This is a genomic window from Nocardioides sp. CCNWLW239, from assembly GCF_037137035.1.
Lineage (GTDB): Bacteria > Actinomycetota > Actinomycetes > Propionibacteriales > Nocardioidaceae > Nocardioides.
This window is the reverse complement of record NZ_JBBBNW010000001.1, coordinates 753,307-772,990: the sequence shown is the minus strand read 5'-3', so window position 1 is coordinate 772,990 and position 19,684 is coordinate 753,307. Positions and strand designations below refer to the sequence as shown.

The following is a 19,684-nucleotide window of genomic DNA, read 5'->3' as shown; positions in this document are numbered from 1 at the left end:
AATGTCACGCGTACGTGCTCACACCATCGGCATCTCGCTGGACGGCTTCGCCACCGGCGAAGGCCAGAGCCTGGAGGCGCCGTTCGGTCACGCCGGCCATCGGCTGATGGACTGGTTCTTCCCGACCAGGAACGATGCCGACGACGTCTTCGTGGACCGTGCCTGGGACGGCATCGGCGCGGAGATCATGGGAGCCGGCAAGTTCGGGCCTCCGGGATGGCAGGACGACCCCGACTGGAAGGGGTGGTGGGGCGAGGAGCCGCCGTTCCACACGCCCACGTTCGTGCTGACCCACCAGCCCCGGGAGTCGATCGAGATGAAGGGCGGCACCACCTTCCACTTCCGCAACGCCCCGATCGAGGACGTGCTGGCCGAAGCCAGGGAGGCGGCCGCCGGCCAGGACGTACGCATCGGCGGCGGCCCCTCCTCGCTCCGGGAGTTCCTCGCGGCCGGGCTCGTCGACCACCTGCAGGTCACCGTGACGCCGATCATCCTGGGCCGCGGCGTACGGCTCTGGGACGGGTTGGAGGCCTTCGAGGACGGTTACGACGTCCAGTCGGTCACGACCCCGAGCGGCGTCACTCACATCACCTTCGACCGGAAGCAGGTGGCCTGATGAGCACGGTGCTCTGGCACTTCTCGATGTCGCTCGACGGCTTCGTCGACGGTCTCGAGCCGGGGATGGCGTGGTTGGGCGATGTCACCGGCCAGCCCGGGGTCGAGGAGGCGTACTCCTCTCAGCTCGGCGCTGTCCTGGGTGGGCGCAAGGGCCACGATGCCTACCCGGACATGATGCCCTACGGCGACTGGGAGGGCCCGGTCTTCATCCTCACCCACCATCCCGAGGGCGCCCGGCCGCAGGAGCACGTCACCTTCCTCAGCTGTGACGTCGAGGAGGCGCTGCAGATCGCGATCGACGCGGCCGGCGGGAAGAACGTCGAGGTGCACTCGGCCGACATCGGCCGCCAGCTCCTCGAGCGCGGCCTCATCGACCGGATCGATCTCCACATCGCACCGGTCCTGCTGGGCGACGGCGTCCGCCTCTACGACAACCCGGGCGGCGCGCCGATCAGGTTGAACAACCTGATCGGCGACGACCCGCACCGGGAGGTCGACCTCCGCTACGCGCCTGTCCGTCCGTGAGGAACCGGGGCCTCAGACCCGGCAACCGGCCGCGCGGGCGACGGTGAAGGGGTAGGACTGCGCCGGGCCGGTGCCGTAGTAGTAGGGCGAGCACAGGTAGGCCCAGGTCCGCGGGCCGACGATGCCGTCCACCACGACCGAGGAGTCCCAGTAGCGCCACGACGTCTGACGGTTGATCACGGCCTGCCGCGTGAGGTTGCCGTACTGGCCGTCCACGACCAGGTCGATGCCCGGCTGCCAGTTGAGCAGCGTCTGGATGTAGCGGACGCACGTGCCGTTGCCGCCGTAGGAGTAGTTGTACGAGGTGCAGGTCGCGGCCTGCGCCGGGCTCGGGGCGGCCAGGCCGGTGACGGCCGCACCGGTGATCGCGATGAGGGTCGCGGAGACGATCCCGGCGATCCGCCGCTTCCACGTGCGCGGGACGGTGGTGGTGGCTGACATGTTCTCTCCTGAGGGTCGTGCGACGGTTGCGACGTCGAGCCCGAGTCTCGACGCGTCACGCTAGATGTCGCCCACCCGTGTCGGCACCCAACGAATCCGCGGAAACGATCCGAGCCAGGATCGAGGCGATGACCACTAGGGTGCGAACCGTGGTCAGCCTCATCTCGCTCCCGCTCCTGCAGACGCCGCGCGCCCGGGTGGCGCGCATGATCCGGGCCGTGACCGGTGGTCCCAGCCCGCTGGCCGGGCGCACCGTGCTGATCACCGGAGCCAGCTCGGGGATCGGGGAGGCGACGTCGTACGCCGCGGCCCGACGTGGCGCGCACGTCCTCCTCGCCGCCCGTCGCGCGGAAGAGCTCGAGCGGGTGCGGACGACCATCGCGGAGGGCGGTGGCCGAGCCTCGACGTACGTCGTCGACATGACCGACGGCGACTCGATCGACGCACTGGTGGAGCGGCTGCTGGCCGAGTACGGCGCGGTCGACTACCTGGTCAACAACGCGGGCCGGTCGATCCGGCGGTCGCTGGAGCTGACCCACGACCGCTTCCACGACTTCGAGCGGATGATGGCCGTCAACTACTTCGGCGCGGTCCGGCTCACGATGGGCCTGCTGCCGGCGATGCGGGCCCAGCGGTTCGGGCACGTGGTCAACATCGTCACCTGGGGCAACCAGATCAAGGCGCCCAAGTTCGCCGCCTACATCGCCGCGAAGTCGGCGCTCGACGTGTTCGGGCGGATCCTGAGCCGTGAGGCCTACTTCGACAACGTGACCTGCACCAACATGCGGGTGGCGATCGTCCGCACGGCGATGATCGCGCCGACCGCGGAGTATGCAGGCCGCGGCGAGAGCCCCGAGGAGTGTGCCGACCGCGTCGTCCGCGCCCTCGAGGACCGGCCGGTGACGGTCGACGGCGCCTTCGGATCGGCCTTCGAGGTCCTCAACATCGCGGCGCCCCGGCTGGCCGATCTCGCGATGGCGATCTCCCACGTGCGTACGCCGGACTCTGCTGCGGCCCGTGGAGGGGATGTTCATCAAGGTATGCAGCGGAGCATTCGCTTCCCCAGCGGAGTTCCACGAGGGGAGTGAGGGTTCGGCTGCATACCTCGACGAACATCCACCCACGGTCACCCTGCCCGACGCATCGCCCGAAAGAGCCGCTCGATCGACTCGGCGGGGCGGTCGTAGTCGGACCAGATGAATCGGATCATCATCGACCTGGTCAGCTCACGCAGCTCGTCCTCGCGGCGCTTCTCCTCGAACACCACATCCCCGGGTTCCTGGCCCGGTTTGAGCAGCCTGCCGTACTTGACCCTCCCGTCGAACTCGCCGAGCAGCCCGAACTGAGGCCATGCCCAGTCGGTGATCCCCGCGAGCGTGCCGTCGGGACGCCGCACCTCGTACTGCAGGATGGGCCGGGGGACGCCGTAGCGTTTGAACATCGCGGCGCCTCGCGACTCGCCGATCGATCCTGACCGCCCGTCGGCGAAGGGCAGCACCGTCCCCACGCGGCGCATGAAGGGCCAGTGCTCCATGATCGAGTACGCCGCGTCGAGCTGCTCCCGGTCGAACCTCGTGCTCCGCAGGCCTGAGTCGAGCAGGCACCAGGCCGCCTCGGTGTCGATGCGTGATGCGGTCTCGAGTACGCACCGTTCCGGGCGCACCACCCGTTGACCGTTCACCTCGACGATGTCGTCGTGGCCGACGAACCCTTCATGGTGCACCACGTCACCCTCGATCCGGCCCGGACCTCCGTCGAGCCGGGTGACGTGCACGCGGTCGAGCGGAACCCGCCAGAGGTCGATGTCGTGGCGTACGACTCCTGACGCATGACTCAATGCCACCCTCGGCCCGAGCGCGTGGAGCACGGCACTGGAGCGCACCCGGTGACGGCCGACGTCGTCGAGCTCCGCCCACATGGCCGCCGGGGCGTAGGCGCCCCTTCTCACCCGATGCCACTCCTTGCGTCGAACCATCGTGGTGATCTCGCGGTCGGCGTAGCCCGCCGCCTTGGCGTGTTGTCGCGTGAAGAAGCCGTCTCGTACGACGGCAAGATCCAGCTCATCCATGGCACGACCGTCGCCTGGAAGCGCAGGCGATTCCAGCCCGATGTGGGCGCATGTGGATAACCCGTGCGCGAGACACCCCTGTGGATGGCTGTCGGCCCGGCGGATGTTGGTCTAGGTACGCAGCCGAACCGTCACTCCCCACGTGGAACTCCGCGAGGGAAGTGGATGCTCGTCTGCATACCTAGACGAACATCCACCCCCTCACCACCGCCCGCGGTGGACGACCTCCTCGAGCGGGGTGCGCTTGCGGCGGGTGGGCGAGCCCTTGGCGCCGCCGGTGGCGGGATGGCCGATGGTGACGGCGCCGATGGGGTCGAAGGTGTCGGGGATGTCGAAGGCCTTGCGGACCGCGGCGTCGGACTCCGGCGGGATGCCGAAGTAGAGCGCCCCGAGGCCCTCGTCGACCACCGTTTGCAGGATCAGCATGGTCGCCATCGCGGTGTCCATGTGCCAGAACGGCATCGGCCAGTGGGCCTCGTCGCGGTCGGTCCACCCCTTGTCCGGCTGCGCGTAACGGTCGAGGTAGGCCGCCTTGGAGGAGCACGGGATCACGATCACCGGCGCCTGCATCATCCCGGCCAGCCACTCGTCGGGGTGGTCGACATCGGCGGTCGCCTCCCAGTAGCGGCGTACGTCCTCGGGGGTGTCGAGCACGAGGAAGGCCCATCCCTGGGAGAAACCAGCCGACGGCGCCCTGGTGGCGTTGTGCAGGATCTTGTCGATCACCGCCGGATCCACGGGATCGCTGGTGTAGTTGCGGACCATCTTGCGGCGGCGTACGACCTCGGAGAACTCCATAGGTGAAGTGTCCCGTCTAAGGCATCGAGCCCGTGACCTAGGTCGGCACGTAAGGCACCGAGACCGGAAAGTAGGGCGGGCGACCGATCCGGCTCCCTACCTCAGCGGAGGAATCTTCTCGGTGTCAGCAGGACACACCGAACCAGGAGAACCGAGATGTTCAGCACCGCAGGTTACGAAGCCGAGGTCAAGTACCGCCGCCAGCAGATCCAGAAGGACCTGGTCAAGCGCCAGCGGGCCAACCTGGCCCGTCAGGCACGGCGCGACCGCACCCGCTGAGATGCGGCCGCACGACGGCAGTCACGAACGGGAACGACGCCGAGCAGGAGAGATCCGGCTCGGCGTCGTTCCACGTCCGGAGCACGGTGGTGTCGACCGTTTGACCAACCCGCTGGAGGCGTAGGCGCGATGATGGCCCCTATGGCGCAAAGCACCGAGAGGCTCGTCGGACGTGACGCCGACCTGGAGACCCTGGCAGGAATGGCCGGTATCGCCGGGGCGAACCCCGCGAGCAGGCACGTGCTCCTCGCCGGTGACGCCGGCGTCGGGAAGACCCGGATCCTGCGCGAGCTGCGTGGCCGAGCCGTGGCGGACGGCCGACAGGCGTTCGTCGGGCACTGCCTCGACTTCGGCGACAGCGCCGAGGCGTACCTTCCCTTCACCGAGATCCTCGACAACATCACGACCGCGCTGCCCGAGGCGGTGGCGCAGGTCGCCGACGTGCATCCGGCGCTCCTGCGGATGGCGCCGGTGGCGCGTGTGCTCGGCGGGGCTGACACCGCCGACCAGGAGGCACTCGACCGAGGCAACCTCTTCGCCGCTATCCATGCGTTGCTGGAACGCGCGGCCGAGAAGGCGCCGGTGCTGGTCGTCGTGGAGGACACCCACTGGGCCGACCAGTCGACCCGTGACCTGCTCACCTTCCTCTTCACCAGGCCGTTCACCGGCCCGGTCACCCTCGTCGCCTCCTACCGTGCCGACGATCTCCACCGCCGCCACCCGTTGCGCCGCCAGCTGGCCGAGTGGGCCCGGCTGCCGTCGGTCGAGCGGTTCCACCTCGGGCGGCTCTCGGACGATGACGTACGTCTCCTGGTCGCTGAGCTGGCCGATGCGCCGGCCGGCGATCCGGGGATCGACGTGGAGAGCGTCGTACGTCGTGCCGAGGGCAACGCCTTCTTCGTCGAAGAGCTGGTGCAGGCATCGGGTGCCGACGAGCTGCCCTGGGATCTCGCGGACCTGCTGCTGATCAGGCTGGATCAGCTCGACGCGACCGCGCGCGAGGTGGTCGACACCGCCAGCGCGGCCGGCCGCGACGTCAGCGACGAGCTCCTCGAAGCCGTCGCCGGCCTCGACCGCGCCACCCTCGACGCCGGACTGAGGCAGGCGATCGAGCGCGCGATCCTGGTGCCGCGCGAGGACGGCTACTACGTCTTCCGGCACGCTCTGCTCGGGGAGGCGGTCTACGACGACCTGCTCCCGGGCGAGCGGGTCCGGCTCCATCAGCGGTACGTCGAGGCGCTGAGCGGCGACCTGTCGACCGGCAGCTCGGCCGTCCTGGCGCGCCATGCTCGCCTCGCCGGGGATCACGAGACCGCGCTCAGCGCCGGGATCGCGGCCGGCGACGAGGCCGCAGCCACCGGTGGTCCCGACGAGGCCTCCCAGCACTATCAGCAGGCGATCGCCCTGCTGGCCGGCCGCGCCGGCTCCGATCACGACATCCAGCGGCTCGTCGACCTGGTGGTCAAGGCCAGCGACGCGATGGTGGCCGCCGGCCATGCCGACCGGGCCGGGAAGCTGGCTCGTGAGCAGCGGGAGTCGCTCCCGGCTGATGCGCCCGGACTGTGGCGGGCGCAGCTGATGACGGTCGAGATCGAGACCAGCTTCGCCTACGTCAACGAGGTCGCGGTGGAGGCGCTCGCCGAGGAGGCGATGGCCGAGCTCCCCGAGGATGCCCCGCCGATGGTGCGCGCGCGGCTGCTCGCTGCGTACGCCCGGGTGCTGATGATCTACCGCCGTCACGACGACGCCGAGCGGGCCGGTCAGGAGGCGCTGGCGCTGGCCGACGAGCTCGGCCGGACCGGTCTCGCCGCGGACGTGGCAGCGACGCTGGCCGGGACCTGGGGGCGCCCGCCCCGGACCCGGATCGAGCCTCTCCGAGCGGCCGTGGACAGAGCGGCCAAGGCCGGTGCGCTGCACCCGGAGCTGAGAGCGCGGATCCAGCTCGCTTTCGCCCTGGATGCCGCCGACCGTCTCGACGAGGCCGGGGAGAGCTACCGCAACGCCTATCTGCTCGGCATCGAGCGTGGTGTGCCCTGGGCGCCGTACGCGTTCGATGCCCGGGTCGCCTGGCTCGGCCACCTCTACAAGGCCGGCCGGTGGGATGAGGCGCTCGCGCTCACCGAGGTGTACGGGATCCCGCCGGCGCTCTCGCCGTGGCTGGAGGCCAACCGGTTGATGATCGAGCAGGACCGGGGCGTCGACCGGGGCGAGCAGGCCCGCCGCCTGCGACCGACGTGGAAGCAGGAGATCGCGACCGCTAGCGAGTCGGTGTCGGTGGAGATCAAGGCGGCCGGGGCGCGTGGGGACATCGATGCGGTCATCGAGGCCTACGACGCGGGCGTCGAGGCCCTCGGCCGCACCTGGGGCAAGATGTTCGGCGGCAACGCGCGGCTCGCCGCCGTCGCTGTCAGCGCACTCGGTGCGGCCGTTCCGGGCCTGCCGGCTGGTGATCGCCGGCCGGTCGTGGAGCAGGTGGACCGGATCGTCGCGAAGGGCATCCGGCCCGCCACGGCGAAGCCGACGTGGGGGCTGGAAGGACAGGCGTGGACGGCACGGCTGCAGGCGGAGGCGCTCCGCGTCCACTGGCTCGCCGGCATCGACCCGCCAGCTCAGGAGAGCCTCGTCGACGCCTGGCGGAAGACGGTGGCGGCCTTCGAGGCCTTCACGCAGGTCCACGAGCTCGCCTGGTCGCGAGCCCGCCTGGCCGAGGTGCTCCGTGCGGGTGGTGACACCGCCGGTGCCCGGCAGCTCGCCGACCAGGCCCGGGAGACCGCGAAGCAGCTCGGTGCCGAGCCGCTGCTCGAGCACCTGCGTACGCTCGGCACGACGCCGCAGCGGTCGGCGACCGTTCCCTCCGGACAGCTCACCGGCCGAGAGAGCGAGATCCTGGCCCTCGTCGCAGCCGGGCGGAGCAACGGTGAGATCGGCAACCAGCTGTTCATCTCCACCAAGACCGTCTCGGTCCACGTCTCCAACATCCTGGCCAAGCTCGGCGCCTCCGGGCGCACCGAGGCCGCCGCCATCGGTCGGCGTCGGGGACTGGTGGAGTGATCCGGATCACGGCCGAATGAGGCACCCGTGACGTACGCCTAAGGCAGCCGCCTCATGCGTGGGACTACCTCAGGAGACGAACCTGGATACATGACCTACACCAACCAGATCAGCTACGACGCCGAGCTGACGTACCGCCGCCAGAGCATCCGCAGCGCGACCGCGGCCGACCGGCTCGCCCGCCAGGTGAAGCGGCGCCGTCCGCGCCGGATGGACTCGATACACAACTGAGTCCTCGGAGGACGGTAATGCGGGAGAATCCCGGGCCCGGAGGCGCGATGATAGAGCCCATGGCGCAAAGTGCTCGGTCATTCGTAGGTCGCGACGTGGAGTTGCAGACCCTTACCGGGTTGCTCGGGGTCGGCTCGACCGGCCCGGCAGACGCCACCGCCGCGGCAACCGATGGCAGGCGCCAGCACGTCCTCCTCGCCGGTGACGCCGGTGTCGGCAAGACCCGGCTGCTCACCGCGCTGCGCGACCGCGCGGTGACCGACGGCTGGCAGGTGCACGCGGGACACTGCGTCGACTTCGGTGAGAGCGCGGTGGCCTACATGCCGTTCTCGGAGATCCTCGACCGGATCGTCGCCGACCTGCCCGAGGTGGTCGAGCGGGTGGCGGCGGACTATCCGGCGCTGGCCAGGCTGAGGCCCGTACGCCGGGTGATGGGCGCCAACCAGGGATCCGCGGCGACCGGCACCGACCGGGGACAGCTCTTCGACGCCGTCCACACCCTCTTCGAGGCCGCCGCGGAGAAGGCGCCGCTGCTGGTCGTGGTCGAGGACACCCACTGGGCCGACCAGTCCACCCGGGACCTGCTGACCTACCTCTTCACCCGGCCCTACGTCGGTCCGGTCGCGATGGTCGCGTCCTATCGTGCCGACGACATCCACCGCCGCCACCCGCTGCGCCGCCAGGTGGGGGAGTGGGGTCGGCTGCCGGACGTCGAGCGCATCGTGCTCGAGCCGCTCTCCGACGACTCGGTCCGCGAGCTGGTCCGCGAGCTGGCTCCGCCCCACGGGTCCAAGATCGACACCGAGAGAGTCGTACGTCGCGCCGAGGGCAACGCGTTCTTCGTCGAGGAGCTGGTGCAGGCCTGCTGCGACGACGACCTCCCGGTCGACCTCGCCGACCTGCTGCTGGTGCGCCTGGACCGTCTCGACGGGGCGGCCCGCAGCGTCGTGCGCACCGCCTCGATCGCCGGGCGCCGCGTCACCCACGAGCTGCTCGCCGCGGTGACCGAGATGAAGACCGACGAGCTCGACGACGCGTTGCGCACCGCGGTCGAGCAGAAGGTGCTGGAGCCGACGGGATCGCGCTACACGTTCCGCCACGCGCTGCTCGCCGAGGCGGTCTACGACGACCTGCTCCCGGGTGAGCGGGTGCGCCTGCACGCCCGGTTCGCCGAGGTGCTGAAGGAGACGCCAGGGCTGGGCGCGGCCGCCGAGCTCGCGCTGCACGCCAAGCACGCCGGTGACCTCGCGACCGCGCTGCGGGCCCGCATCGCCGCGGCAGAGGAGGCCCGCAACGTCAGTGGTGTCGGCGAGGCGGCCCACCACTACGAGAAGGCGCTCGGTCTGGCCGCCGACCCGAAGGTCGCCGAAGCGGCCGGAGTCGACCTGGACCGGGTCTACGAGCGGGCGGCCGACACGCTCATCATGGCCGGGCTGCCCTCGCGCGCCGACGCGATCCTGGGGGAGCGGCTCGACGCCATCCCGGCGACGCCGTCGGTGGGGCGGGCCCTGCTGCTGGCCACCCGGGCCGAGGCCGCGCTCGGTATGGAGAACGGCGATCCGCTGCGCTACTCCAGCGAGGCCATGACCGCCCTGCCCGACGATGCCGAGCCCAAGGCGCGGTGTGCCGTGCTCGCGGTGCGCACCCGGATGCTGGTGGCGTTCCGCCGCAGCGACGAAGCCGAGGCGGTGGGCCTGGAGGGCATCGAGATCGCCGAGCGGCACAGCCTCTCCAAGCTGGCCTCCGACATGGCCACCAGCCTGTCGATGCTGAAGGTACGCACCGGCCGCGGTGGCGGCGACAAGGTCGAAGGCTTCCGCCAGGTGCTGCGCGAGACCATCGACCAGGCGCGCCGGGTCGGGTCGACGTACGCCGTGAGCCGGGGGCTGTTCACGCTCGGGCGCTCCTACGACGAGGCCGGGGACCACCGGGAGGCGCTGAGGTGGTTCCGGGCGGTGATCGACGAGGTGGGCGGAGAGTCGCTGCAGTGGTCGCTCTACGCCGCCGGGGCCCGTGCCGACATCGTCCGGATCCAGATGGTCCTGGGGGAGTGGGACGAGGCGCTGGCGCTGACCGGCGGCAACCTCCCCGACGCGCCGCCGATCCCGGTCGCGGTCCTCGACGTCCTCCGGATGATGATGGAGCAGGCGCAGGGGGCATCGGTCGGCGCCGCCGCAGCCGCGCTGCGCCCCTTCTGGACCGAGGAGGGTCTGGTGGCGCTCTACGGTTCCACCGTGGAGATGATCGCGGCGGGCCGCGCCGGAGACCACGCGGCCGTCCTCTCGGTCTACGCCGACACGGTCGAGACGCTCTCCCAGTTCTGGACCGAGTGGTTCGGTGGCCGGGTGCGGCTGGCGGTCGTGGCGGCGTCCGCGATCGCGCAGATGCTGCCCTCTCTGCCGGCCGCGCAGTGGCCAGCTCTGGTGGAGGCCGTCGACGGGCTGCGCAACGACGGCGAGCAGGTGGTTGCTCAGTACGAGCCGGGTGAATGGGGGCCGGAGGGCCGCGCCTGGGCCGCGAGGCTGGAGGCGGAAGTGCTCCGCGTCCACTGGCTGGCCGGCATCGATGCCCCGCCGCAGGAGTCGCTGCTCGCGGCCTGGGCGCGCGCTGAGCAGCAGGTCGAGGCCTACGGCGACGTCCCTGGGCTGGCCGCCGTCCGGACCACGTACGCAGCCATCCAGCGCGCCACGGGCGACGTCGCCGGCTCGCGGGTGACCGCCGGCAAGGCGCGGGAGACCGCGAAGCGGCTCGGGCTGCAGCCGCTGCTCGACGAGCTGAAGGCGCTCGGCGCGACGGCCGTCAGACAGCCGCAGGCGACGCCGACGGCGCTGACCCCGCGGGAGAGCGAGATCCTGACGCTGGTCGCGGCGGGACGCAGCAACGGCGAGATCGGCAAGCAGCTGTTCATCTCCACGAAGACGGTCTCGGTGCACGTCTCCAACATCCTCGGGAAGCTGGGGGCGGGGAGCCGTACGGAGGCGGCGGCCATCGCGCGCCGCCAGGAGCTGATCAGCTGATTTCCTGGTGCTCGCTGGCAACGTGTGGCTGAATTGTCACCAGCACCAGGCGTCGGTGGGGACGGTTGTGGCGGCACGCTGAGGAGCAGATGTGAAGCAGGGAGCGAAGCATCCGATCGCGGCGGGGGTCACGGCGCTCGCGGCGGTCGCGGTCGGAGTGGGGCTGATCGTAGGGCTTGCGATGTTTGTCGGTGTCAACATCATGGGTCTCGGCGGTGGCTCCAGCGACCAGGCCACCGATCCGGACGCAGGTGCCTCGCTCTACGCCCCGTCGCCGAAGCGGACCGAGGCGGCCGGCGCTCCGGCAGTCACGCTCCACGCCTCGCCCACGAGCGCTCCCGAGAAGAAGACCGGATCGGCCTCCGCGAGCCCGTCCCCGTCGAAGACGGTGGAGGAGAAACCGGCGAAGAAGGAGATCACCCTCCAGGCCGGCATCGTCGTGGCCAAGCCGATGGAGCGGATCGACCTCACCGGGATCTACCCCGGTGGCGAGGGCGCCATCCTCCGGCTGGAGCGGGACGAGGGGCAGGGCTGGGAGGAGTTCGGGATCCCCGACGTGTCGGTCACCGGCGAGCAGTTCTCCACCGCGATCCAGACCGGCCGGGTCGGGAAGCACCGGTTCCGGATGAAGGACGTCGACGCCGGCACCTACTCCAACGTGGTGAGCGTGACGATCGGCTGAGGCTGGAACCGAGGCTGGCGCCGAGGCTGGAATAGGTCTGGATCCGCTTGGTTGTATGTGGACATGACGGTTCCCACGATCAAGCTCAACGACGGCACTTCGATCCCGCAGTTCGGTCTCGGCGTCTGGCAGGTTCCCCAGGACGAGACGGAGCAGGTGGTGAGCCAGGCCCTCGAGGTCGGCTACCGCCACATCGACACCGCGCAGATGTATCAGAACGAGGCCGGCGTCGGCGCCGCGCTGAAGAGCGCCGGCCTCGCCCGCGAGGACGTCTACGTCACCACCAAGCTCAACAACTCCCAGCACGACCCGGCCAAGGCGAAGGCATCGCTCGAGAGGTCCCTGGAGCTCCTCGGCCTGGACCGTGTCGACCTGTTCCTGATCCACTGGCCGCTGCCGACGCAGTACGACGGGACGTACGCGAAGACGTGGGAGGCCCTCGTCGGCCTCCGCGAGGCCGGCCTCACCACCTCCATCGGCGTCTCCAACTTCCAGCCCGACCACCTCGACACGATCGTCGCCGAGACCGGCGTGGTCCCGGCGGTCAACCAGATCGAGGTCCACCCCTACTTCGCCAACGAGGCCGCCCGCGAGGCCACCCTGCGCCACGGCGCGAAGGTCGAGTCGTGGTCGCCGCTCGGTCAGGGCGGCGGTGAGCTCACCGACCCGGTGGTCGCCGAGATCGCCTCGGCGCACGGCAGGTCGCCGGCCCAGGTCCTGCTCCGCTGGCAGATCGACCGCGGCGACATCGTCTTCCCCAAGTCCGTACGCCGCGAGCGGCTCGAGGAGAACCTGGCGATCTTCGACTTCGAGCTGAGCGCCGAGCAGGTCGCCGCCCTCGCGGCCCTCGACAAGGGCGAGTCCGGCCGCTCCGGCCCCAACCCCGACACCTTCGACTGGATCCCGTCCTTCTGATCCCCGCCTTCCGCCGAGTCGGCCCGTCATGACGGGCCGACTCGACTTGGTTTTCGGTCAAGACGGGCCGACTCGGCATGAATCTGGGCGGGGCTGGAATAGGGGGCGTAGGGTCTTCGTTGTGGACAGTGAACGAAGTTGAGTTGAATCGGCTCAACTTGTTTGCGAGACTCAGCGTCAGCCGCTGGGCGGCGCCCACATACACACAGCTTCAACAAGCGGAGGTAGCAAAGATGGCACGTGCCGTCGGTATCGACCTCGGGACCACCAACTCGGTCGTCTCGGTTCTGGAGGGTGGCGAGGCCACCGTCATCGCGAATGCCGAAGGCGCCCGTACGACGCCTTCCGTGGTCGCGTTCAGCAAGTCCGGTGAGGTGCTCGTCGGTGAGGTGGCCAAGCGTCAGGCCGTCACCAACGTGGACCGCACCATCAAGTCCGTCAAGCGTCACATGGGCACCGACTGGAAGGTGAACATCGACGACAAGGACTTCACGCCGCAGCAGATCAGCGCGTTCGTCCTGCAGAAGCTCAAGCGCGACGCCGAGGCCTACCTCGGCGAGACGGTGACCGACGCGGTCATCACCGTCCCGGCCTACTTCTCCGACGCGCAGCGCCAGGCCACCAAGGAGGCCGGTGAGATCGCGGGCCTCAACGTCTCCCGCATCGTCAACGAGCCGACCGCCGCGGCGCTGGCCTACGGCCTCGACAAGGGCGACGACCAGACCATCCTCGTCTTCGACCTCGGTGGCGGCACGTTCGACGTCTCCCTGCTCGAGATCGGTGAGGGCGTCGTCGAGGTGAAGGCGACCTCCGGTGACAACCACCTCGGTGGTGACGACTGGGACAACGCGATCGTCAAGTGGATGGTCGAGAAGTTCAAGGCGGCCAACGGCGTCGACCTGGCCGCCGACAAGATCGCCGCGCAGCGCCTCCAGGAGGCCGCCGAGAAGGCGAAGATCGAGCTCTCCTCGAGCCAGAACGCCTCGATCCACCTGCCCTACATCACCCACGGTGAGTCCGGCCCCCTCCACTTCGAGGAGACCCTGACCCGGGCGGAGTTCCAGAAGATCACCGCTGACCTGCTCGACCGCACCAAGAAGCCGTTCGAGTCGGTCCTCAAGGACGCCGGTGTCGCCCTCAAGGACATCGACCACGTCGTCCTGGTCGGTGGTTCGACCCGGATGCCCGCCGTCACCGACCTGGTCAAGAGCCTGCTCGGTGGCAAGGAGCCCAACAAGGGCGTCAACCCCGACGAGGTCGTCGCCGTGGGTGCCGCGCTGCAGGCCGGCGTGCTGAAGGGCGAGGTCAAGGACGTCCTGCTCCTCGACGTCACCCCGCTGAGCCTCGGCATCGAGACCAAGGGCGGTGTCTTCACCACCCTGATCGAGCGCAACACCACGATCCCGACCAAGCGCTCCGAGATCTTCACGACGGCTGACGACAACCAGCCCAGCGTCGAGATCAAGGTGGCTCAGGGCGAGCGCCCGATGTGGTCGGAGAACCAGCCGCTGGGCAACTTCGAGCTCACCGGTCTCCCGCCGGCGCCGCGTGGCGTACCGAAGATCGAGGTCGCCTTCGACATCGACGCCAACGGCATCGTGCACGTCTCCGCCAAGGACCAGGCCTCGGGCCGCGAGCAGTCCATGACGATCTCCGGCGGCTCCGCGCTGTCGAAGGACGACATCGACCGCATGGTCAAGGAGGCGGAGCAGTACGCCGAGGAGGACGCCAAGCGTCGCGAGTCCATCGAGATCCGCAACCAGGGTGACAGCCTCGTCTACACCACCGAGAAGTTCATCACCGACTCCGGCGACAAGGTCCCGGACGACGTGAAGACCGAGGTGCAGGCCGACCTGGACGCGCTCAAGAAGGTCCTCGAGGACACCGAGGCCGACAAGGACGCCATCCAGACCGCGATCACCAAGCTCGGTGAGTCCTCGCAGAAGATGGGTGCGGCCATGTACGCCGCGGCCGAGGCCGAGCAGTCCGCTGCCGGCGGCGCCACCGGTGCGACCGGCGAGGCGGACGACGACGTCGTCGACGCCGAGATCGTCGACGAGCCCGTCGAGGGCGAAGAGGGCGACAAGAAGTGACGAAGCGCCGCCCCGGCGGGGCGGAGGAGGCCGTCGAGGAGACGACCGCCGAGGCCCCGCCCGAGACCGATCCTGAGACGAAGGCTGGCGAGGAGTCGGACGAGAAGTCGGCCGAGGTGGACGCCCCTGAGGGCGACGCCTCGGACTCCGACGACGCTGCCGAGGCCACATCCGACGAGGATGGCTCCGCCGAGGCGGCCGAGGACGAGGCCGACGTGGTTGCCGAGGACAGCGAGGTGGACTTCATGGGCGACGCCGCCGACGAGGTCGACAAGCGGGTCGCGGAGCTGACCACCGACCTGCAGCGTCTCCAGGCCGAATACGTCAACTACAAGAAGCGGGTCGACCGTGACCGCGAGCTGGTCTCGCAGAACGCGACCTACAAGGTCCTGGCTCCGATCGTGGAGGTGCTGGACACCATCGACCGTGCCCGCGAGCACGGCGAGGTCGAAGGCGGCTTCAAGGCGGTGGCCGACCAGCTCGAGAAGATCGTGACCAACCTGGGCCTGAAGAAGTTCGGTGAGCCGGGCGACGTCTTCGATCCGAACCTTCACGAGGCGCTCAGCCACATGGGCACCGACCCGGAGGTCGAGGAGACGTCGGTCAAGCTGGTCGCCAAGGCCGGCTACACGATCGGCGACCGGGTGGTCAGGGCCGCGCAGGTCCTGGTCGTCGACCCGGAGTGACAACCATGGGTGGTCGAGCCTGCCGAGCCTGTCCGGGCATCGGCGGGCTCGGCCACCGAGAAGAAGGGAGGAGGGGCTAGGTGGCTGATAACGACGGGATCCGGCCGGACTGGATCAACAAGGACTATTACGCCGAGCTGGGTGTCAAGAAGGACGCCTCCAGCGACGAGATCAAGAAGGCCTATCGCAAGCTCGCGCGGGCCAACCACCCCGACTCCAACCCCGGCGACGACGCCAAGCACGAGAAGTTCAAGAAGGTCGCGGAGGCCTACGACGTCATCGGTGACGCCGAGAAGCGCAAGAAGTACGACGAGGTGCGCACCCTGGGTGCCTCCGGCGGCTTCCCCGGCGGCTTCGGCACGGGTGGCGGCCGCGGCTACAACTTCGACGACCTCTTCGGCGCCGGTGGTGCCCAGGGCGGTGGTCTCGGTGACATGTTCGGCGACCTCTTCGGTGGCGCCGGCGGTGCCGGTGGCTTCGGCGGGCGGCGTACGGCCCCGAGGGCTCGTCCGATCAAGGGCGCCGACGTCGAGACGAGCGCCACGATCGGGTTCACCGACGCGCTCGAGGGCGTCACCATCTCGCTGCGGCTGACCTCGGACGCCGCCTGTCCTGACTGCAACGGCACCGGCGGCAAGCCCGGCACCAAGCCGCGGGTCTGCCCGGAGTGCGAGGGCGCCGGCTATGTCGTCAACTCGGTCGGTGGTGCGTTCTCGATGAACGAGACCTGCCCGCGCTGCGGTGGCCGTCAGCTGATCTACGACGAGGCCTGCCCGACCTGCCGCGGCTCCGGCCGTGGCACCTCCGCGCGCACCATCCAGGCGCGCATCCCGGCGGGCGTCAAGGACCGGCAGCGGATCCGGCTCAAGGGCAAGGGCGCTGCGGGCGAGAACGGCGGCCCGGCCGGTGACCTCTACGTCACCGTCCACGTCACGCCCCACCGGGTCTTCGGCCGCAAGGACGACAACCTCACCATCGACGTACCGGTCGGCTTCGACGAGCTGGCGCTCGGCGCCGAGGCGAAGCTGCCGACGCTGTCCGGTTCGCCGGTGACGCTGCGGATCCCTGCCGGCACCCCCAACGGGCGCACCTTCCGGGTCCGCGGCAAGGGTTTCCGGCGTGCCGACGGCACCGTGGGCGACCTGCTCGCGACCGTCGAGGTGCAGATCCCGGCGGTGCTCGACGCCGACGCCAAGGCCGCTGTCGAGGCCTATCGCGCTGCCATGGCGGGTAAGCCACTGCGTACGTCTCTTCTCGAGGAGTCATGATGAGCGACGGATTCGGCAGCCCGGCTCCGGATGCCGCGGTCTACGTGATCAGCGTGGCCGCGGAGCTGACCGGGCTGCACCCGCAGACGCTGCGCACCTATGAGCGGCTCGGCCTGATCACCCCCGGGCGCACCGGGGGCGGCGGGCGACGCTACTCCTTCCACGACATCGAGCGGCTGCGCTCGATCGCGGACCTGACCTCGGCCGGCATCGGCATCGAGGGGGTGCGCCGCATCCTGGCGCTCGAGCAGCACGTCGACGCCCTGCGTCACCGCAACGAGGAGCTGCTGCACGAGCTCGCCGCGACCCGCGAGGCGCTCGCCCAGGCGCAAGCTGCCGCGCCGAAACCGGAGGGCTCGACCAGCAGGCTTCCTGCGGTTCGCCAGGACCCGCCCGCGGCGGCCGTCGTGGTCTGGAGACGCCAGCGTCACTAGCACAAATCCAACTGATCGCTTGACAGATTTGTTGGCGAGTTGTGGATTTTGGGTGCCACCGATGTTGGTGCTGTGCCCGCATACTGATGAACGAGCCGCGAGTGTCGGACCAACCCCCATATGGTCGGGGCACGCGCGGCGGACCCGGTGGAGCCGACCCGAGACGGACCCGCCGGGTCCTTCCACTTTTATCGCCTGTCAGGCAGGATCGGACCAGCGCCTGACGTCGCAAGCGCTCTCTCGGAAATATGGGGTTTCTTCAGCATGCTCTCTGCATGGGAGATCGACTGGTTCGCGTTCTGGTCGATACCTGTCTTCACCGCCGTGATCGGCTGGCTCATCAACTGGTCGGGGCTGTGGATGCTGTTCTCCCCGATCCGTTTCCACGGGGTCACCGTGCCGGGGCTCCGGCAGATCGCCGGGTCGCTGCCACGCAAGATCCAGGAGATCCCGGGCATCCTGAGCGGTGGCATCGGCTGGCAGGGGATCGTGCCCGCGCGGGCCGCGAAGATGGGCTCGATCGCCGTCGATCGGGCGCTGTCGCAGATGGCGACCGCCCGCGACTTCTACGAGCGGCTCGAGCCGGACAAGATCGCCGCCCACATCGTCGACGTCTTCCGGCCCGAGATCCCGTTCCTGGTCGACGAGATCATGTGGCGTGAGCACCCGCGATTCTGGCGCGACCTGCCGCGGCCGTTGCGGGCGACGGTGATCGAGCGGGTCCAGGACCGGCTCCCCGAGGTCGTCGGTGGCGTGACCGTCGAGATCGGCAACCACATCGACCAGCTCTTCGACCCGAAGATCATGGTGATCGAGAACTTCGAGAAGGACCCGTCGATCATCGTGCGCATCTTCAAGGACTTCGGCGCCCGCGAGCTGCGGATGATGGTCGTCTTCGGAGCGGTGTTCGGGTTCCTGCTCGGCATCCCGGTCGCCGTCGTCGACCAGGCCTTCCACATCTGGTGGCTGCTGCCGATCCTCGGCGTGCTGGTCGGCTGGACGACCAACGTGCTCGGCATGCTGCTCATCTTCGAGCCCGCCGACCCGATCCGGATCGGCCCGTTCAAGATCCAGGCGCTCTTCGCCCGGCGGCAGTGGCAGGCCTCCGACGTCTACGGCAAGCACATCGCCCAGGACGTCATCACGCTCGAGCGCATCGGCGACCACCTCCTCAACGGGCCCTCCGGCGACCGCACCCGGCAGATGCTGGCCGCGGCGCTCGAACCAGCGGTGAACGCCGCGATCGGGCCGGCCCATGCCGCGGTCCGGGTCGCCGTGGGGGCCAGGAGGTTCGACGCGATCCGGTCCTCGGTCGCCGAGCACGCGGTCGACTACACCCTCACTCCGATGCGCGACGCCGCCTTCAGTCAGCAGCAGTCGTGCAACATCCGCCGCCTGATCGCCGAGCGGTGCAGGTCCCTCCCGCCGAGGACCTTCGTTGAGATGATGAGGGCAGCGATCAAGGAGGACGAGTGGCTGCTCTACGCCCACGGGGCGATCATGGGTCTGGCGGGCGGGTTCCTGCACGTCGCCGTCTTCGAATGGTGGAACGTGCTGTGAGCGCGCTCCACATCAACACCGAGCCCACCGCCCGGCGGCCGGAGACCTACGCCGCCCCCTCGATCGAGCCGCAGGAGCAGCTCGTGGAGGGCCGAGAGGGGATGCACCGCCTGCCCACCCCGGCTCCGAGCGGCGGTCTCATCGACGAGACGCTGGACGTGCTGCCGGGCCTGCTCAGGATCTCAGCGGTCACGGTGGCCCATACCGCGGGCTGGGGCCTGAAGACGTACGTCCGGGGGGTCGGTCGCGTGGCGAAGGCGGTCGTCGACCCCAACGAGGCGGTGCGGCTCACCGAGGACGTGGCGGCCAGTGCGCGCGAGGTGACCGGTGTGGCGAAGCGGGTCGCGAGGGGCAACCCGATCACCGGCCTGCTGGAGCGCTATGCCCTGCCGGCGACCGAGAACGCGAAGGCGGCGATGGAGGGACGTGCCGCGCGGGTCAACGGAGTGGCGCCCGGCGCCGGTCCGGACCGGCTGCGGCGGAGCGGCGAAGAGCTGCTGCGCCGCTCGCGCGACGTCTGGGACGAGAACGAGCGCCACCCGGCTTTCGTCAGCATCCTCGACGAGCTCGCCCCCGACGAGGCCCGCATCCTGGTGCTGATGCTCAAGGACGGCCCGCAGCCGGCCGTCGACGTGGTCGAGGGAGGTCTGATCGGCCATCTGCGCGGGTCGCGGATGATCGCCCGGGGGCTGACGATGATCGGCGCGCAGGCCAGCGTTCGCTACCCGTCGCTGGTTCCGCAATACCTCAACAACCTGACCCGGCTCGGCCTGGTCTGGCAGTCCGAGGAGCCGGTCACCGACCTGATCCGCTATCAGGTGGTCGAGGCGCAGCCCGACGTACTCGAGGCTCGTCATGCCAAGAGCGGCGCCCGGATCAAGCGGCGCTCGATCCACCTGACCCCGTTCGGACAGGACTTCGCCCGCGCCTGCTTCGCCGATGCGGAGGACCTCCCCCGGCTGCCGAGCCATGAGATCCCGCCCAGCGCGGCGACGGAATCACCCACCGAATAGCAGAC

Annotated in this window: 18 protein-coding genes; 15 read left to right on the top strand and 3 right to left on the bottom strand. The window is 69.8% G+C overall.

The genetic code is table 11. The features are described 5' to 3' along the window. The first annotated feature begins 1 nt into the window (after position 1). The gene (locus WBG06_RS03765; protein WP_336735171.1) at positions 2–616 is read left to right on the top strand and encodes a dihydrofolate reductase family protein; all 615 of its coding nucleotides are present in this window, start codon (positions 2–4) and stop codon (positions 614–616) included. After that, a complete protein-coding gene (locus WBG06_RS03760) occupies positions 616–1,143 on the top strand; it encodes a dihydrofolate reductase family protein (RefSeq protein WP_336735170.1) in 528 nt (175 codons plus the stop codon). The genes WBG06_RS03765 and WBG06_RS03760 overlap by 1 nt, the downstream gene beginning before the upstream one ends. Positions 1,144–1,155: 12 nt before the next feature. Here the strand turns inward: WBG06_RS03760 and WBG06_RS03755 are convergent, their stop codons facing one another. Beyond that, a complete protein-coding gene (locus WBG06_RS03755) occupies positions 1,156–1,584 on the bottom strand; it encodes a peptidoglycan-binding domain-containing protein (RefSeq protein WP_336735169.1) in 429 nt (142 codons plus the stop codon). A 149-nt stretch (positions 1,585–1,733) separates the two neighbouring features. On the opposite strand from WBG06_RS03755, the gene WBG06_RS03750 reads away from it, so the two are divergent. Beyond that, positions 1,734–2,672: an SDR family NAD(P)-dependent oxidoreductase gene (locus WBG06_RS03750; RefSeq protein WP_336735168.1), complete on the top strand. Its 939-nt coding sequence runs from the start codon at positions 1,734–1,736 to the stop codon at positions 2,670–2,672. A gap of 38 nt (positions 2,673–2,710) precedes the next feature. Here WBG06_RS03750 and WBG06_RS03745 read toward each other — a convergent pair whose 3' ends face one another. Together WBG06_RS03745 and WBG06_RS03740 are read right to left on the bottom strand one after the other, a co-directional pair. Next, positions 2,711–3,652 carry a type IV toxin-antitoxin system AbiEi family antitoxin domain-containing protein gene (locus tag WBG06_RS03745; RefSeq protein WP_336735167.1) on the bottom strand — a complete coding sequence of 314 codons (942 nt, stop codon included), beginning with the start codon at positions 3,650–3,652 and terminating at the stop codon, positions 2,711–2,713. Positions 3,653–3,853: 201 nt separating this feature from the next. Continuing rightward, on the bottom strand, positions 3,854–4,450 hold the full coding sequence (locus WBG06_RS03740) for a nitroreductase family protein (RefSeq protein ID WP_336735166.1): 597 nt from the start codon (positions 4,448–4,450) through the stop codon (positions 3,854–3,856). Positions 4,451–4,606: 156 nt separating this feature from the next. Here WBG06_RS03740 and WBG06_RS03735 point away from each other — a divergent pair, with 156 nt between their 5' ends. The 12 genes from WBG06_RS03735 to WBG06_RS03680 all read left to right on the top strand — a co-directional run bounded on the left by WBG06_RS03735 (position 4,607) and on the right by WBG06_RS03680 (position 19,679). Next, complete coding sequence (locus tag WBG06_RS03735; protein WP_336735165.1) at positions 4,607–4,729, top strand: hypothetical protein; 123 nt, start codon at positions 4,607–4,609, stop codon at positions 4,727–4,729. A gap of 141 nt (positions 4,730–4,870) precedes the next feature. Next, on the top strand, positions 4,871–7,780 hold the full coding sequence (locus WBG06_RS03730; protein ID WP_336735164.1) for a helix-turn-helix transcriptional regulator: 2,910 nt from the start codon (positions 4,871–4,873) through the stop codon (positions 7,778–7,780). 90 nt (positions 7,781–7,870) lie between these two features. Next, positions 7,871–8,011, top strand: coding sequence for a hypothetical protein (locus WBG06_RS03725; protein WP_336735163.1), 141 nt, complete (start codon positions 7,871–7,873; stop codon positions 8,009–8,011). Between the two features lie 95 nt (positions 8,012–8,106). Then, positions 8,107–11,028 (top strand): helix-turn-helix transcriptional regulator, encoded by a 2,922-nt coding sequence (locus WBG06_RS03720; protein WP_336735162.1) that lies wholly within the window; start codon positions 8,107–8,109, stop codon positions 11,026–11,028. A 91-nt stretch (positions 11,029–11,119) separates the two neighbouring features. Beyond that, a complete protein-coding gene (locus WBG06_RS03715) occupies positions 11,120–11,710 on the top strand; it encodes a hypothetical protein (RefSeq protein ID WP_336735161.1) in 591 nt (196 codons plus the stop codon). A 63-nt stretch (positions 11,711–11,773) separates the two neighbouring features. Beyond that, positions 11,774–12,625: an aldo/keto reductase gene (locus WBG06_RS03710; protein ID WP_336735160.1), complete on the top strand. Its 852-nt coding sequence runs from the start codon at positions 11,774–11,776 to the stop codon at positions 12,623–12,625. 233 nt (positions 12,626–12,858) lie between these two features. Then, a complete protein-coding gene (dnaK, locus tag WBG06_RS03705; protein WP_336735159.1) occupies positions 12,859–14,718 on the top strand; it encodes a molecular chaperone DnaK in 1,860 nt (619 codons plus the stop codon). Next, positions 14,715–15,404, top strand: a complete 690-nt coding sequence (grpE, locus tag WBG06_RS03700) for a nucleotide exchange factor GrpE (RefSeq protein WP_336735158.1) — start codon at positions 14,715–14,717, stop codon at positions 15,402–15,404. Before dnaK ends, grpE begins: the two co-directional genes overlap by 4 nt. An 80-nt stretch (positions 15,405–15,484) precedes the next feature. Continuing rightward, on the top strand, positions 15,485–16,672 hold the full coding sequence (locus tag WBG06_RS03695; protein ID WP_336735157.1) for a DnaJ C-terminal domain-containing protein: 1,188 nt from the start codon (positions 15,485–15,487) through the stop codon (positions 16,670–16,672). Further along, a complete protein-coding gene (locus WBG06_RS03690; RefSeq protein ID WP_336735156.1) occupies positions 16,672–17,106 on the top strand; it encodes a heat shock protein transcriptional repressor HspR in 435 nt (144 codons plus the stop codon). Before WBG06_RS03695 ends, WBG06_RS03690 begins: the two co-directional genes overlap by 1 nt. 264 nt (positions 17,107–17,370) lie before the next feature. Further along, complete coding sequence (locus tag WBG06_RS03685) at positions 17,371–18,666, top strand: hypothetical protein (protein ID WP_336735155.1); 1,296 nt, start codon at positions 17,371–17,373, stop codon at positions 18,664–18,666. Beyond that, on the top strand, positions 18,663–19,679 hold the full coding sequence (locus WBG06_RS03680; protein ID WP_336735154.1) for an Abi-alpha family protein: 1,017 nt from the start codon (positions 18,663–18,665) through the stop codon (positions 19,677–19,679). The genes WBG06_RS03685 and WBG06_RS03680 overlap by 4 nt, the downstream gene beginning before the upstream one ends. Positions 19,680–19,684 lie beyond the last annotated feature (5 nt).